The 14,738-nt window shown below is 72.5% G+C and carries 14 protein-coding genes and 1 pseudogene; 9 read left to right on the forward strand and 6 right to left on the reverse strand.

The annotated features are described in order from the left end of the window. Positions 1-117: 117 nt before the first annotated feature. The 4 genes from ABT295_RS20775 to ABT295_RS20790 are packed head-to-tail and all read right to left on the reverse strand — an operon-like array spanning position 118 to position 3,238. Entirely contained in the window at positions 118-834 is a 717-nt protein-coding gene (locus tag ABT295_RS20775) for an MgtC/SapB family protein (protein ID WP_352396314.1), read from the reverse strand. 25 nt (positions 835-859) lie between these two features. After that, the gene (locus ABT295_RS20780) at positions 860-1,915 is read right to left on the reverse strand and encodes a LacI family DNA-binding transcriptional regulator (protein WP_352396315.1); all 1,056 of its coding nucleotides are present in this window, start codon (positions 1,913-1,915) and stop codon (positions 860-862) included. 18 nt (positions 1,916-1,933) lie between these two features. Beyond that, on the reverse strand, positions 1,934-2,266 hold the full coding sequence (locus tag ABT295_RS20785; RefSeq protein ID WP_352396316.1) for a hypothetical protein: 333 nt from the start codon (positions 2,264-2,266) through the stop codon (positions 1,934-1,936). A gap of 9 nt (positions 2,267-2,275) precedes the next feature. Continuing rightward, entirely contained in the window at positions 2,276-3,238 is a 963-nt protein-coding gene (locus tag ABT295_RS20790) for a DUF6772 family protein (protein WP_352396317.1), read from the reverse strand. Between the two features lie 352 nt (positions 3,239-3,590). Here ABT295_RS20790 and nikB point away from each other — a divergent pair, with 352 nt between their 5' ends. The 9 genes from nikB to ABT295_RS20835 all read left to right on the forward strand — a co-directional run bounded on the left by nikB (position 3,591) and on the right by ABT295_RS20835 (position 13,655). Beyond that, positions 3,591-4,514, forward strand: a complete 924-nt coding sequence (gene nikB, locus ABT295_RS20795; RefSeq protein ID WP_352396318.1) for a nickel ABC transporter permease — start codon at positions 3,591-3,593, stop codon at positions 4,512-4,514. Between the two features lie 2 nt (positions 4,515-4,516). Next, entirely contained in the window at positions 4,517-5,482 is a 966-nt protein-coding gene (locus ABT295_RS20800; protein ID WP_352396319.1) for an ABC transporter permease, read from the forward strand. After that, positions 5,482-6,537 (forward strand): ABC transporter ATP-binding protein, encoded by a 1,056-nt coding sequence (locus ABT295_RS20805; RefSeq protein WP_352396320.1) that lies wholly within the window; start codon positions 5,482-5,484, stop codon positions 6,535-6,537. Before ABT295_RS20800 ends, ABT295_RS20805 begins: the two co-directional genes overlap by 1 nt. Next, positions 6,534-7,562, forward strand: a complete 1,029-nt coding sequence (locus ABT295_RS20810; protein WP_352396321.1) for an ABC transporter ATP-binding protein — start codon at positions 6,534-6,536, stop codon at positions 7,560-7,562. The genes ABT295_RS20805 and ABT295_RS20810 overlap by 4 nt, the downstream gene beginning before the upstream one ends. After that, a complete protein-coding gene (locus ABT295_RS20815; RefSeq protein WP_352396322.1) occupies positions 7,559-8,269 on the forward strand; it encodes a histidine phosphatase family protein in 711 nt (236 codons plus the stop codon). Before ABT295_RS20810 ends, ABT295_RS20815 begins: the two co-directional genes overlap by 4 nt. A 97-nt stretch (positions 8,270-8,366) precedes the next feature. Next, entirely contained in the window at positions 8,367-9,173 is an 807-nt protein-coding gene (locus ABT295_RS20820) for an exonuclease/endonuclease/phosphatase family protein (RefSeq protein WP_352396323.1), read from the forward strand. 131 nt (positions 9,174-9,304) lie between these two features. Continuing rightward, positions 9,305-10,828 (forward strand): ABC transporter substrate-binding protein, encoded by a 1,524-nt coding sequence (locus ABT295_RS20825; RefSeq protein WP_352396324.1) that lies wholly within the window; start codon positions 9,305-9,307, stop codon positions 10,826-10,828. Between the two features lie 71 nt (positions 10,829-10,899). Then, complete coding sequence (locus ABT295_RS20830; RefSeq protein WP_352396325.1) at positions 10,900-12,426, forward strand: FGGY-family carbohydrate kinase; 1,527 nt, start codon at positions 10,900-10,902, stop codon at positions 12,424-12,426. A gap of 128 nt (positions 12,427-12,554) precedes the next feature. Further along, positions 12,555-13,655: an alcohol dehydrogenase catalytic domain-containing protein gene (locus ABT295_RS20835; protein ID WP_352396327.1), complete on the forward strand. Its 1,101-nt coding sequence runs from the start codon at positions 12,555-12,557 to the stop codon at positions 13,653-13,655. Positions 13,656-13,682: 27 nt separating this feature from the next. Here the strand turns inward: ABT295_RS20835 and ABT295_RS20840 are convergent, their stop codons facing one another. After that, complete coding sequence (locus tag ABT295_RS20840; RefSeq protein WP_352396326.1) at positions 13,683-14,363, reverse strand: signal peptidase I; 681 nt, start codon at positions 14,361-14,363, stop codon at positions 13,683-13,685. A 54-nt stretch (positions 14,364-14,417) separates the two neighbouring features. Continuing rightward, a pseudogene (locus tag ABT295_RS20845) lies at positions 14,418-14,738 on the reverse strand (TasA family protein); the annotation flags it as partial.

Here is a 14,738-nt window from a genome sequence, read left to right on the forward strand (position 1 = left end):
CTGCGAGACGTCGTGGTCGGCGTGGGCCGATGACGAGAACTCTGCCGGGACGAGTGCAAGACCAAACCGGGCAAACACCAAGCAATCCCACAAGAAACGTGCAAGCCGACGCAGCCGCTAGTCGGGCCGGCCCCGCCCGTCCAGCACCCGGAGCGAGTGCACGCCCGTGCGGTCGGTGATGGCCTCCATGAGGGCCGTCACGACGGCCGGTGAGCCGTCGAGCTGGACGACGGCCCGCACGGTCGTCTCGTCGCCGTCCTGCCGGAAGGTCTTCGCGTCGAGGAGCGTCGCCGGCACGCCGTGCTCGGCGGCGAGCCCCAGTGCCACCGGCAGGGTGCCGCGCCCGGCGGTGTAGCGCATCAACAGGGTGGTGTTGGGCGGGTCCTTCTGCACGCGCCGGCCCAACCGCCCGAGCGCGGTGACCGTGAGCAGGTGGAAGACGGTGCCGAGCAGGGCCAGCACAGGCATCCCCGCGCCGCAGGCCATGCCGACGGCCGCCGTCAGCCAGATGGAGGCAGCCGTCGTCAGGCCCGACACGCTCCCGCGGCGCACGAAGATGACCCCGGCACCGAGGAAGCCGATGCCGGAGACGATCTGGGCCGCGATCCGCGACGGGTCGACCAGAGCGGTCGCGCCGGCCGCGCCGGCGAAGCCGTGCGCCGAGACCAGGGTGAAGACCGCGGAGCCGACGCCGACCAGGGTGTGCGTGCGCAGGCCGGCGCTCTTGAGCCGCCGGTTGCGCTCGAGCCCGATCGTCGCCGACAGCGCGAACGCCATCGTGAGCAGGACCAGCTCGGCCCAGGTGGTGGTGCTGAACCAGGAGATCCCAGTCACGGGGAGCCTTTCGGCCTCGCGCGCCTCAGCTCGTCGGCCGGCGCTCGGTGGAGCCGCGCGGCACGAGGGTCGGCGCGAACGATCGTTTGAGCGGGGTGGGGTCCGCGGACCCCACGATGCGCTCCAGGAGGAGGTCGACGGCGGCGGCCCCGACCTCCTCGGCGGGCAGCCGCACGGTGCTGAGCGGTGGTGCCACGAACTCCGAGAAGGGGTAGTCGCCGAAGCCGACCACGAGGACGTCGTCCGGCACGCGCAGGCCTCGCTCGGCCAGCGCCCGGTAGAGCCCGAGAGCGTAGAAGTCGTTGCCCACGACGACGGCGTCGGGGCGGTCCGGGCGGTCGAGGATGGCCTGTGCGACGGCATACGCCTCGTCGGGGTGCCACGGCAGGGCCATCTGCTCGTCACGGCGCGTCGGCACCCGCACGACGGACCGCTCGTCGCAGGGCAGCCCGGCGCTCGCCATCGCCTCGGTGAAGCCGGCCACGCGCTCGCGGACCGTCGTGATGGGGAGGTCCTCCTCCATGAGCACGACCGACCGGGCTCCCCGGGCGATGACGTGCTCAGTCGCCTGGCGGGCGCCGAGGCGGTTGTCGGTGCCCACGAAGTCGCGCTCGACCCCCGGCAGGTCGCGGTTGAGGAAGACGACGGGCACCCCCATCCGGTGCAGCTGGCCCCAGGGGTTGGTCTCGCCCTGCACCGGCACGACGATCGCGCCGTCGACCCCCGACCGGAGCAGGGAGTCGACGGCACGGGCCTCGTACTCCTCGGACTCGTCGGAGACGACGAGGAGGAGCGAGTAGCCCTTCGCCCGCCCCCGCAGCTCGATCGCGTGGATCAGCTGCGCGTAGAACGGGTTCGACGGGTTGGTGATGACGAGACCGAGCATCATGACCGAGCCGAGGACGAGCGAGCGGGCGTGCAGGTTGGGCACGTAACCGATCCGCTCGGCCTCGGCCCGCACCAGCGCGCGGGTGTACTCGCTGACGCTGTCCTTGCCCGCGAGCGCACGAGAGACCGTGTTGACCGACAGGTCGAGCGAGTCGGCGATGTCACGCAACGTGCGACGGCGGACCGGCGGCATGATGGCTCCTCTCGGTCGTCAGCTCTTCAGGGCGAGGTAGATCCGGACCTTGGCCTCCGGCTCGTCGCCCGACACGGAGCCGGCCAGCCGCAGCCAGTGGCCGAACTCGCGCACCGGGAACGAGAGGACCTCGCCGGTGACGGCGTGCTCGACCCCGTCATAGTCGCACCACGTGAGCCCGTCCGGTGAGACCTGCGCCCGCACGGAGACGGACGTGTCGGCGCCGCTGACGTCGACCAGCTGCACGAACCACCGCCCCTCCCCCGCCCAGGCGGTCTCGAAGGGCTCGGTCTGGAAGTCGCCCGAGAACGTGGTGTTCTTCTCGAGCACTGCTGTCTGGGACTGTCGCACGTCTGGCTCCTACCAGTCGACGGAGATGAGGACGGAGTCGAGGAACAGGAAGTTCCTCGTCGCGGAGTGGGTCCGCACCGAGAAGTAGAAGTTGAGGAGGTTCTCGAGCGACTCGTAGCGCTCCTCGTAGGGCGGCACCGGCACGTGGCTCATGTCCATGACGCGGTCGTTGACCTGCAGCTCGACGTTGCGCCGCTTCTCGGTGTCGACGACCCAGCGCAGGTAGTGCCAGTTGACCTTCGTCGGCACCTCGTTGAAGCACATCTCCTGGGGCTCGCCGAAGGGCTGCCAGTCCTCGGGGTTGGGCGCCGTGAAGTCGGCGGCGTACTCGAGCTTGACCTTGCCCTCGAAGTGCTCTCGGGGCGTGGGCTCGGGGACCGTCGGGTAGACCCACTGACGGCGCATCTGGTGCTCGAGGTCGGTGTTGAGGTAGCGCGCGACCGTGTGGTAGCGCAGGCCCCCGTCGCCGCACAGGTCGGTCGCGACCGTGAACGCGCCGAACTGGGCCTCGGACGGGTGCAGGTTGCCGTCCCACTGGATGTCGCCGAAGGAGTTCTCGTCCGTGCCGCCACCGAGCGTCGCCTCCGCCTTGTAGGTGAAGTACGTCTCGAGCTGGAGCAGGCCCCGGCCGCTCATCGTCAGCCGGCGGATCGCGGTGGCGGTGTGGCCGGGGTACGGCCGGGTCGCCAGCTTGAGCGCGTACGTCCCGCTCATGGCGCCGTGCGTGCCGGTGTCGAAGAACGTGCAGTTCGACAGCTGCGGGGGCCGGAAGTCGCGCATGTGGTCATCGACCGTGTCGAGGTCGCCCCGACCGTCGTAGTTGCCGATCAGCTCGGTCCACCCGTGGGTGCCCGAGTCGAACTCGTCGAAGGCGAGGATGCGCCGCAGGGGCGAGAACTTGGAGAGGCGGGGGTCAGCGGCGATCAGTCCGGATCGCACGGCGCCGCCGAGGTCGTCGGTGCTGGCTGTCACGAAAGCTCCTTGGGTGCGGTCCACCACCCCGGCCACTGTCGCGTGACCGTCCTGGGAAGGGTGGACGCCGGGAACATTAGCGTTAACTCTCGAAAATGGTCAATAGGTCGACCCCTCATCATTTCCGCGATGCCCAAAACGCGCATCGGTGCAGTTCAGAGGCCAATCCTGGGCAGGGTGTTGACCTTTCCAGAGGCGCGAGGGTAGCGTCCATTAACGATCCAGTGAACGTTAATGGCGCTGATGTCGGACCCGTCCTTCCGGGACCGCCGGCGCCCCTCCAGAGCAAGGGAGCTCGCCTCATGCCCGCGACGTCTTCGCACCCGAGCACGGACCGCGCCACCCCCGCCCCATGACCTCGTTCCTCGCGCGCTGCGTGGCGTTCTCGGCCTTCGTCCTCTGGGGCGCGGTCTCGATCGTCTTCCTCGTCCTGCGCCTCGTGCCGGGCGACCCCGCCTCCCTCATCCTCGGCCCGGACGCCACCGCGGCGGAGGTGCTGGCGCTGCAGCAGCAGATGGGTCTCGACGAGCCCCTCGCGGCCCAGTACCTGCGCTACCTCGGCGACGTCGTCCACCTCGACTTCGGCGACTCCTACCGGCTCGGCCAGGACGCCATGGGGCTGGTGCTCGAGCGGCTGCCGGCCACGGTCGAGCTCGCGACGACGGCGATGGTGCTCTCGCTCGTGGTCGGGCTCCCGCTCGGCGTGCTCGCCGCGCTCAAGGTCAACCGGCCCGCCGACCGCGTCGTGTCGGTCTTCTCGCTGCTGGCCCAGTCCACCCCGTCGTTCTGGCTCGGCATCGTGCTCATCCTGGTGTTCGCCCGCGGGCTCAACGTGCTGCCGTCGGGCGGCACCGGGTCGCCGGCCCACATGGTGCTCCCGGCCGTCACCCTGGCCCTGCCCTTCCTCGCCATCCTCGTGAGGATGACCCGCAGCGGCCTGCTCGAGGTCATCCACGAGGGCTACGTGCAGACCGCCCGATCGCGGGGCTTCACCGAGCGCGTCGTCGTCGCACGCCACGCGATCCGCAACGCGCTCATCCCCATCGTCACCATCGTCGGCCTGCAGTTCGGGCAGCTCCTCGGCGGCACCGTCATCGTCGAGACGGTCTTCGCCTGGCCCGGCGTCGGGCGCCTGCTCATCGACTCGATCTCCTACCGCGACTACGGCGTCGTGCAGGCCTCGATCCTGCTCATCGCCGCCGGCTTCGTCCTCATCAACCTCGTCGTCGACGTCCTCTACGGCGTCCTCGACCCTCGCGTGCGACTGGCGGACTGACCATGACCGACTTCCACTCCCGGGCCACCCTCCCGTCGGGCGAGCCCGCCCCGGACCCCGTCGAGGCTGCGCCGACGGCTTCCGCACTGTCCGCCGCAGCCCCCGGACGAGCCTCCCGCCGGGGGGCCGCGCGGCGCGGCATCGGCCACACCCGCATCGTCGTGTGCCTCGTCGTCGTCGCGGTCTACGCCCTCGCTGCCGCGATCGGGCCGGTGCTGCTCGAGTTCGACTCCGTGGCGACTCGCACGGCCGACCGGCTCAAGCCACCCGGCAGCACCCTGAGCGACGGCTCGTTCGCCCTCTTCGGCACCGACCAGGTGGGCCAGGACATCCTCGCGCAGATGATGCAGGGCGCGCGCGTCTCGATGATGGTGGGGCTCGCCACGCTCGTCCTCGCAGGACTCATCGGCGTGACGATCGGCGTGCTCACCGGCTACTTCGGCGGTTGGCTCGACGCGGTGCTCATGCGCCTCGCCGACGTGCAGCTGACGTTCCCCTCCATCCTGCTCGCCATCCTCATCGCCGCCCTGCTCGGCCCGAGCGTCGTCAACGTCGTCATCGTGCTCGCGATCTCCAACTGGGTGACCTTCGCCCGGGTGACGCGCAGCCAGGTGCTCAGCACCCGGCACCGCGAGTACGTCGACGCCACCCGGACGCTGGGTGCCGGGACGTGGCACACGCTCGTGCGCTGCATCCTGCCGGCCTGCCTCGCACCCATCCTCGTCGTCGCGACGGTGGAGCTCGGCCACGTCATCCTCGCGGAGGCCTCCCTCAGCTTCCTCGGCCTCGGCACCCCCACGAGCACGCCCAGCTGGGGCGTGACCATCTCCAACGGGCGCAACTACCTCTCCGACGCGTGGTGGATCTCCACCATCCCGGGCATCGCCCTCGCCGGCCTCGTGCTGACCTTCGGCGTGCTCGGCGACGCCCTGCGCGACCGCTACGACCCCCGACTCAGGAGCCTGTGATGAGCGCGCGCCCCACCCTCGAGGAGACCGCGGCCCCCGGGTCCCGACCGGTCGGCCCGGACGCCGCGGCACCGCTGCTGCGGGTGCAGGACCTGCACGTGGAGTTCCGCACCCGGGCGGGAGTCGTCGAGCCGATCCGGGGCCTGTCGTTCGACCTCGCACCCGGCGAGACCCTGGCCGTGCTCGGCGAGTCGGGCAGCGGCAAGAGCGTCACGGCCCAGGCCGTCATGGGCCTGCTGCCCCGGCCGGCGGGCCGCATCAGCTCCGGCCGGGTGCTCTTCGACGGCGAGGACCTCGCGGCGCTGCCGGCGAGCGCCGTCCGCGACCTGCGCGGCACCGAGATGGCGATGGTGTTCCAGGACCCGCTCAGCTCGCTCAACCCCGTCTACCGGATCGGGACCCAGATCGGCGAGGCGCTGCGCCGCCGCCGGGGCGCCTCCCGACGCGCGGCGCGCCAGCAGGCCGTCGAGCTCATGCGGCTCGTCGGCATCCCGGACGCGTCGAAGCGGGCCGACGACTACCCGCACCAGTTCTCCGGCGGCATGCGCCAGCGCGCCATGATCGCGATGGCGCTCGCCCTCGAGCCGCGGCTGCTCGTCGCGGACGAGCCGACCACGGCCCTCGACGTCACGGTGCAGGCCCAGATCATGCGGCTGCTCGCCGACCTCCAGTCCGAGCGCGACATGGCCCTCGTGCTCATCACCCACGACCTCGGGGTGGTCGCCGACGTCGCCGACCGCGTCCTCGTGATGTATGCCGGTCGCGCCGTCGAGACCGGCGGCATCCGCGACGTGTACGACGCGCCGGCCCACCCCTACACCGAGGGACTGATGGCCTCGATCCCGACCCTCGGCGGGTCGCGCGAGCGGCTGACCCCCATCCCCGGCTCGCCGCCATCGCTCCTCGCCGTGCCGTCCGGCTGCGCGTTCCGGGCCCGCTGCCCGTATGCCGTCGACGCGTGCGCCGAGCGCCTGCCGTCCCTGCGCGTGCCCGAGGGCTGCGCCCCGTCCCACCAGGCGGCCTGCCTGCGCACCGAGGAGGTGCTGCCCCGATGACCACCACTGCCGAACCGATCCTCTCGGTGCGCGACCTGCACACGTCGTTCCCGATCCGCTCGTCGCTGCTGCGTCGCCAGGTCGGTGCCATCCGAGCCGTCGACGGGGTGTCGTTCGACGTCCCTGCAGGCAGCACGCTGGGTCTCGTCGGCGAGTCCGGATCCGGCAAGTCGACGGTGGCCCGCACCGTCGTCGGCCTCGAGCGCGCCGCGTCGGGACAGGTCCTCTTCCAGGGCGAGGACCTCGTGACGGCCGACGGGCCGACGTGGCGCCGGCTCCGGCGCGAGATCCAGATGGTGTTCCAGGACCCGTACGCCTCGCTCAACCCGCGACGCACCGTCGGGCAGATCGTCAGCGAGGCCTGGGAGATCCACCCCGAGGTCGTGCCGCGCGGGAGCTGGCGCTCCGAGGTGGGCGGGCTGCTCGAGCGGGTGGGCCTCGACCCCGACCACGCCGAGCGCTACCCGCACCAGTTCTCGGGTGGCCAGCGCCAGCGCATCGGCATCGCGCGGGCCCTCGCGCTCAAGCCCAAGCTCGTCATCTGCGACGAGGCGGTCTCGGCCCTCGACGTCTCGGTCCAGGCGCAGGTGCTCAACCTGCTGGCGGACCTGCAGCACGACTTCGGGCTCACGTACCTCTTCATCGCCCACGACCTCTCGGTCGTGCGGCACATCAGCGACCAGGTCGCCGTGATGTACGTCGGCCGCGTGGTCGAGACCGGGCCGACCGACGAGATCTTCGCGACGCCGACCCATCCCTACACGCAGGCCCTGCTCTCCGCCGTGCCGGTGCCACGCCCCTGGGCCGAGCCCGACCGGCCGGAGGGGATCCTGCTGCAGGGCGACGTCCCCTCGCCGGCGAACCCCCCGTCCGGATGCCGGTTCCGCACCCGCTGCTGGAAGGCGCAGGACCGGTGCGCCACCGAGCCGCCCGCCCTCGTGACCCGCCTCGACCTCCACCCCGCGGCGTGCCACTTCCCGGAGCGTCCCGCGCCGCTCGCGACCTCGGGCAGGTCGGGCTCATGACCGTCACCGCGCGCATCGTGCTGGCCCGCCACGGGGAGTCCCGGTGGAACGTCGACGACCGGTACCAGGGGCACGCGGACTCGGGCCTGACACCGGCCGGGCACGCGCAGGCCGAGGCGCTCGCCCCGCGCCTGGCCGAGCTCGTCGGCGCCGCGCCGGTGCGCCTCGTCTCGAGCGACCTCGAGCGGGCGCGCCACACGGCGGCCCCCTTCGCCGCCGCGACCGGACTCGAGGTGGCCGTCGACGCCCGCCTGCGCGAGGTCGCCACCGGCTCCTGGACCGGGCAGACCTTCGCCGAGGTCGCCGCGCGCGAGCCGGACGTCGTGGCTGCGGCCGCCCGCGGGGAGGACGTGCGCCGCGGCGGCGGCGAGACCTTCACCGAGGTGCGCGAGCGGGTGTGGGCGGCCATCGCCGAGATTGCCGCCGAGATCGCCGCCGAGATCGCCGCCGACCCCACCGCAGGGCTCGGTGCCGACCGGACCGACCGGGACCGGAGCGGCCCGCCCACCGCCGTGCTCTTCACCCACGGCGGCGCGGTCCGCGTCGCGGCGGCCGCCGCCTGCGGAGTGCCGGCACCGGGCCACGCCGCGTTCACCCCGCCGGTCAACTGCTCGCTCACGATCGTCGACGTCGTCGACGGCCGCGCCCGCCTGACGGCATACGGACTCCCCGGCGTGCGCGACGCCCACGCCGCGCGAGCGGAGTGAGCCGTGGCCGTGACCTCCCCGCCCCACACCACCCACGACCTCCCCGCCCGACACCGCCCGTGAGGGCACCGACGACACCCGCAGAGGACGACCGACGATGACCCCCGAGGGGCCGACCTTTCTCGCCAGCACCTACAACCTGTGGGGCGACGCGCACGCCGAGGCGCGCACCCCCGCGCTGCGCGCCTTCCTCCGGCTGCGCCAGCCCGACCTGCTCGCGACGCAGGAGCTGCGCCCCTGGTCGCGCGACGTCGTCGACGACGCACTGCCGGGCTGCGAGCGCGTGCACGACGACTTCGGCGGCTGGGCGCGGCAGAGCAACCTCTGGTGGCGCACGTCCCGCTTCGCCGCCTCGGAGCACGGCGCCGACGACGTCGGCATCCTCGACACCGACGCCCGGCTGTTCTGGGTGCGCCTGCGGGAGGTGACGACCGGTGCGCCGCTCGTCTTCGCGACGGCCCACCTCACCTGGCCGGGGCACCGCGACGAGCAGGCCGACCTGCGCAACCGCCGCGCCGTCCAGGCGCGCCGCATCGTCGAGCGCCTCGCCGAGCTCTGCGACGACGACACCGCCTGCCTCTTCACCTGCGACATCAACGACATCGGGCCCGCCAACTGGGCCTTCGGCAACGGCGGCTTCCGTGACTCGTTCACCGCGCTCGGGCAGCACTCGCCCGTGACGCACCCCGTCGTCCCGATGCCCTTCACCGACCAGGTCGGCACGCGCCTGTCCCCGCTCGCGTCGCCCCAGAAGGCCATCGACTGGCTCTTCCACCGCGGTCCGCTCCTCTGCCGCAGCAGCGAGGTGGGCGACTACTTCCACGCGGGCAGCGCACCGAGCGACCACCGCCCGGTGCTCGCCACCTACACCCTGCCGTCCGCGCCCGACCGCCCGCGCAGCTGAACCGCCGCCCGCCGCCGCCCGCCAGCCGCCACCACGTGCCGGCCGGCGGCGGGCGACCCACGACGACGCTGGAGCCCTCCAGCGCGCCCCACCCCGGTCACCGACCGGATCGACCTCTCAAGGAGAGTGGCATGACCACCACCCGCACTCGGCGACGGACCGTCGCCGTCGCGATCGCCGTCGCGCTCGGCCTGTCGGCCTGCTCCACCACCTCCGGTCCAGGGGGCGGCGGAACGGGCGAGCAGACCCTGAGGTACGCCCCCGGACTCTTCCCCGTCTCGCTCGACGTCCAGCAGTACCCGGCCGAGGAGGCGGTGCAGACCGCCGCCCAGCAGGTGCTCGAGCCGCTCGTCGAGCTCAAGGACGGCGTCCCGGCGCCGCTGCTGGCCGAGAAGTGGACCAACCCCGACGATCGCACGTGGGTCTTCACGCTCCGTGAGGGCGTCACGTTCAGCGACGGCAGCCCGCTCGAGGCGGCCGACGTCGTCGCCTCGGTCCAGCGCCTCATCGACCTCGAGGGACCGCTCAAGCCGGTGCTGGAGTCGGTGACCTCCATCGAGGCGACGGACGCCCGGACGGTGACGATCCGCACCAGCTCCCCGCTCGGCACGCTCGCGAGCACGATGTCGCTCGTCTTCGTCGGCCCGGCCGAGCGGGTCGGGCAGGACGACTTCTGGAAGAAGCCGATCGGCACGGGTCCCTTCAAGGTCGAGTCGTTCGCCCCGGACGACAAGGTCGTCATGACCCGCAACGACGCGTACTGGGGCACCAAGCCCGCCCTGTCGCGGCTCGAGTTCGTCAACTACCCGGAGGTCTCGGCACGCCTCACCGCCCTCGAGACCGGCGAGGTCGACGTCACGAACTCCATCCCGCCGGACCAGGTCGCGGCGGTCTCGGACAAGGACGGCCTGACCTACGAGACGAAGGACGGGTTCACCTACTACTTCATCTGGTTCAACCAGAACCGTGACCAGTTCAAGGACGCCAAGGTGCGCCAGGCGATGTGGCACGCGGTCAACGTCGAGGAGACCGTGGCCGACCTCTACGGCGACGGCGCGACCGTGGCGAAGTCCCCGGTCACGCAGTCCGTGTTCGGGTCGACGCCGCTGCAGCCGTATGCCTACGACCCGGCCAGGGCCAAGGCGCTGCTGGCGGAGGCCGGCTTCCCCAACGGCTTCTCGACGTCCATCCAGTGGCCCCGCGAGGGTGGGCCGAACATCAAGGCGCTCGCGCAGGCGATGGTCTCGGACTGGGCCAAGGTCGGCATCACGGTCAAGCCCCTCGAGAAGGAGCGGGCGCAGTGGCTCAAGGACTTCGGCGCGCTCTCGTGGGACCTCAACCTGCAGACGAACACGACCGGCACCGGCGACGCCGACTTCACCCTGGCTCGCCTCTACACCTGCGCCGCCAAGCGGATGGGCTACTGCAACCCCGAGCTCGACAAGACGCTCATGGCGGCGCGTGCCTCCCTCGACCAGTCGGAGCGCAAGAAGCTCTACGCCGAGGCGGACGCCATCCTGTGGAAGGACGCCCCCGGCATCTTCCCTGCGGACCTGAAGAACAACGCCGCCGTCCGCGACTCGGTCAAGGGCTTCGAGCTGCCGCCGAACGGGCGCCCGACGTTCAAGACCGTCTCGGTCGCGACCGGCGACTGACGAGCGCACCCCCGGCGGCGCCGGCGCCCTCCCCGGGCGCCGGCACCGCCCCTCGCGGAGGAGGAGGACCCGTGGCCGCACTGCTCATGGGGATCGACATCGGCACGTCGAGCACGAAGGGCGTGCTCGTGACCGACGACGGCACCGTCGTCGCGCGGGCCACCCGCGCGCACGGGGTGGCGACACCACGTCCGGGCCACGCCGAGATGGATGCGGACGTGACGTGGTGGGGTGAGGTGGCCTCCGTGTCGCGCGAGCTGCTCGCCGGTCGAGCGGCCTCCGACGTGGCCGGCGTCTGCGTCAGCGGTCTCGGGCCGTGCCTCGTGGTGTGCGACGCCGCCGACCGCCCGGTCCGTCCGGCGATCCTCTACGGCATCGACGCCCGCGCCACCACGGAGATCACCGAGCTGACCGACCGCTACGGGGCGGAGGCCATCCTGCGCACCTGCGGCAAGGCGCTGAGCTCGCAGGCGGTCGGCCCCAAGCTGAGCTGGATCCGTCGGCACGAGCCGGACGGCTGGGCGCGCGGCCGTCGCTGGTTCGGCAGCAGCTCGTTCGTCGTCCGCCGCCTCACCGGGGAGTACGTCCTCGACCACCACACGGCCAGCCAGTGCGACCCGCTGTACGACGTTCGCGCCCTCGACTGGGCCTCCGACTGGGCGGCCGAGATCACCGAGCACCTCGAGCTGCCCCGCCTCGTCTGGCCGCAAGAGGTGGTCGGGCGCGTCACGGCCGCCGCGGCGGAGGCGACCGGCCTCCCCGAGGGCACGCCGGTGAGCGCCGGCACCGTCGACGCCTGGGCCGAGGCGCACTCGGCCGGCGTGCGCGCACCGGGCGACCTCATGCTCATGTACGGCACCACGATGTTCTTCGTCCAGGTGCTCGAGGGCCTGCGGACGCACCCCCTGCTCTGGACGACCGCCGGCGTGGACCCCGGTCGGCGCACCATGGCGGCAGGGATGTCGACCTCGGGCTCGCTCACCCAGTGGGTCCGTGACCTCACCGGCGCACCGGACTACGAGACGCTGGTCGAGGAGGCGCGCGCGGTCGCGCCCGGGTCGGACGGTCTCGTCGTGCTCCCCTACTTCGCCGGCGAGCGGACCCCCGTCTTCGACCCGCAGGCCCGCGGGGTCGTCGCCGGGCTGACGCTGCAGCACGGCCGCGGCCACCTCTTCCGGGCTGCGTACGAGGGCATCGCCTACGGCATCCGGCAGATCGTCGCCCTGCTCGACGAGGGCGCCGGCCCGGTCTCGCGCCTCGTCGCCGTGGGCGGCGGCACGACCGGAGGCCTCTGGACCCAGGTCGTCAGCGACGTCACGGGTCGACCGCAGGACGTGCCCGAGCAGACGATCGGCGCGAGCTACGGCGACGCGCTCCTGGCGGCCGTGGGCGTCGGGCTCGCCGACCCCACCACCGACTGGTCCGTCGTCTCCCACGTCGTCGAGCCGGACCCTCGCGCGCACGCGGTCCACGACGAGATCTTCGAGGCCTACGACTCGCTCTACGCCTCGACCCGCGCCGCGGTGCACACGCTGGCCGCCGTGCAGGACGCGACCTTCTCCACCCCCGCCGACCTCTCACCCAGGAGCCCCGCATGACCACCGAGAACACCGTCCCCGAGGACACCGCCCCAGAGAACACCGCCCCGGAGAACACCGTCCCCGAGGACGCCACCCCTGAGAACCCTCCCCTTGCCGAGACGGACGGGACGACCGTTCCCGAGACGATGGAGGCCGTCGTCTGCCATGGGCCCCGGGACTACCGCCTCGAGCGCATTCCCGTGCCCCGCCCCGGGCCGGGCGAGGTGCTCGTCCGGGTCGAGGCGGTCGGCATCTGCGCCAGCGACCTCAAGTGCTACCACGGGGCCGCGAAGTTCTGGGGCGACGACTCCCGGCCGGCGTGGGCCGAGACCGGGGTCGTGCCCGGGCACGAGTTCGTCGGGACCGTCGTCGCGCTCGACGACGCCGCCCGTGGACGGCGCGGCCTGGACGTCGGTGACCGGGTGGTCGCCGAGCAGATCGTCCCGTGCTGGGAGTGCCGCTACTGCGAGACCGGGAACTACCACATGTGCGCCCCGCACGACATCTTCGGCTTCAAGCGCAAGGTGCCGGGTGGCATGGCCGAGTACCTCGTGCTGCCGACGGAGGCCCTGGTGCACCGGGTCGCCGCGACGGTCCCACCCGCCCACGCGGCGTTCGCGGAGCCGCTGTCGTGCGCCCTGCACGCCGTCGAGCGGGCCGGCATCGGCTTCGACGACGTCGTGGTCGTGGCCGGCTGCGGACCGATCGGCCTCGGCATGGTGGCGGGAGCGGCCGCCAAGTCGCCCGCCCGGGTCGTCGCCCTCGACCTCGACGACCGCAAGCTCGACCTCGCCCTGCGCACCGGGGCGACCGACGTCGTCAACATCGGGCGCGACGACGCCGTCGAGCTCGTCCGGGGAATCACGGGCGGGTACGGCGCCGACGTCTACCTCGAGGGCACGGGTCACCCGTCCGCCGTGCTGCAGGGCCTGCAGCTGCTGCGCAAGCTCGGCCGGTTCGTCGAGTACTCGGTGTTCAAGGACGACGTGACGGTCGACTGGAGCATCATCAGCGACGACAAGGAGCTCGACGTGCTCGGCGCCCACCTGGGACCGGGCTGCTGGCCGGCCGCCATCCGGATGATCGAGGAGAAGCGGCTGCCGCTCGACGAGATCTGCACCCACCAGCTCCCGCTCGCCGACTTCCAGCGCGGTCTCGACCTCGTCGCCTCCGGCACCGAGTCGGTCAAGGTCTCGCTCATCCCGGGCGCGGCACGCGCCGAAGGGTCGCCGGTGGTCGGGGTCTGACGGGACGCCGTGCCCCGCTCGACTCGGCTAGGCGCGGTGGCGGCCGGTGTAGCCCGTGGCGACGCCGCGCTCGTCCTCCTCGGTGCCGGAGGCGCTCCAGATGCTGCGCAGCGTCAGCAGGACGAAGCCGCCGAGGGCGCCCCAGAGCACCCACCCCTGACCGAGGCCGCTGCGGACGGCGCGGATGGCGTTCCCCACGTGGGGCACCACCGTCGCCACCTCCCAGACGGTGTCCTGGTCGAGGGTCGCGACCCAGGGGTCGACGTCGGAGTTGGCGTCGCCCTTGGTGACGACGGCGCGCCGGCCGGCGGCGTCGGTGGTGACGCGCACGATGCGGTGCGTCTCGACGCGGTGGTCCTCGACGGGGATCTCGTAGGTGATGACGTCGCCCACCTGCACGTCCGCAGCCGCTCGCGGCACGGTCACCACGACGTCACCCGGGTTGATGCCGGGTGACATCGAGCCGGTGAGCATCGTGGCGGTGCGGTAGCCGAGGACGTGCGGGCCGACGGCCAGCAGGAGGAAGACGGCTGCCGCGACGACGGCCAGCCCGGTGGCCGCCACCTGAGCCGCGCGACGCAGCGCGCCCACACCCGCCGCCGCACCGACGCCGAGGTCGGCGTCGACGTCGGCCTCGAGCGCCGCGCCCGGGTGCGCGCTCGCTCCGAGCACGGCCTCGAGGCGCGGGGCGAAGGTGGTGGCGGTCATGGGCGGTGCGTCCTTCGGTTCGGGTCGGCGTCAGGTGTGCGTCGGTGGGGTGGGTCAGCGGTTGGTGGCGGCGCGCTGGGTGCCGGTGAAGTCGAGGCCGATGACGCTGGACTGGCCCTGGAAGGAGTTGTCGGCGGCGTCGGGGAAGGTGAGCTTGACGCGCAGGTTGTCGCTCCGGCCGCTGGTGGTCGAGGCGAGGTTGGTCAGGGCGAGGTTGGCGCCGATGACGGGGCGGGTGGCCAGCACGGTCCTGGTCGTGCCGGAGCAGGTGTAGGTGAACGCCGGGGAGGTGCCGGCCTCGGTCCAGGTGGTGGAGCAGGACTCGACGATCAGCTGCAGGCCGTTGGTGGTGTCGGTGTCGAGCTTGCTCGAGGG

The sequence above is a fragment of the Terrabacter sp. NPDC000476 genome, assembly GCF_040300125.1.
Lineage (GTDB): Bacteria > Actinomycetota > Actinomycetes > Actinomycetales > Dermatophilaceae > Terrabacter.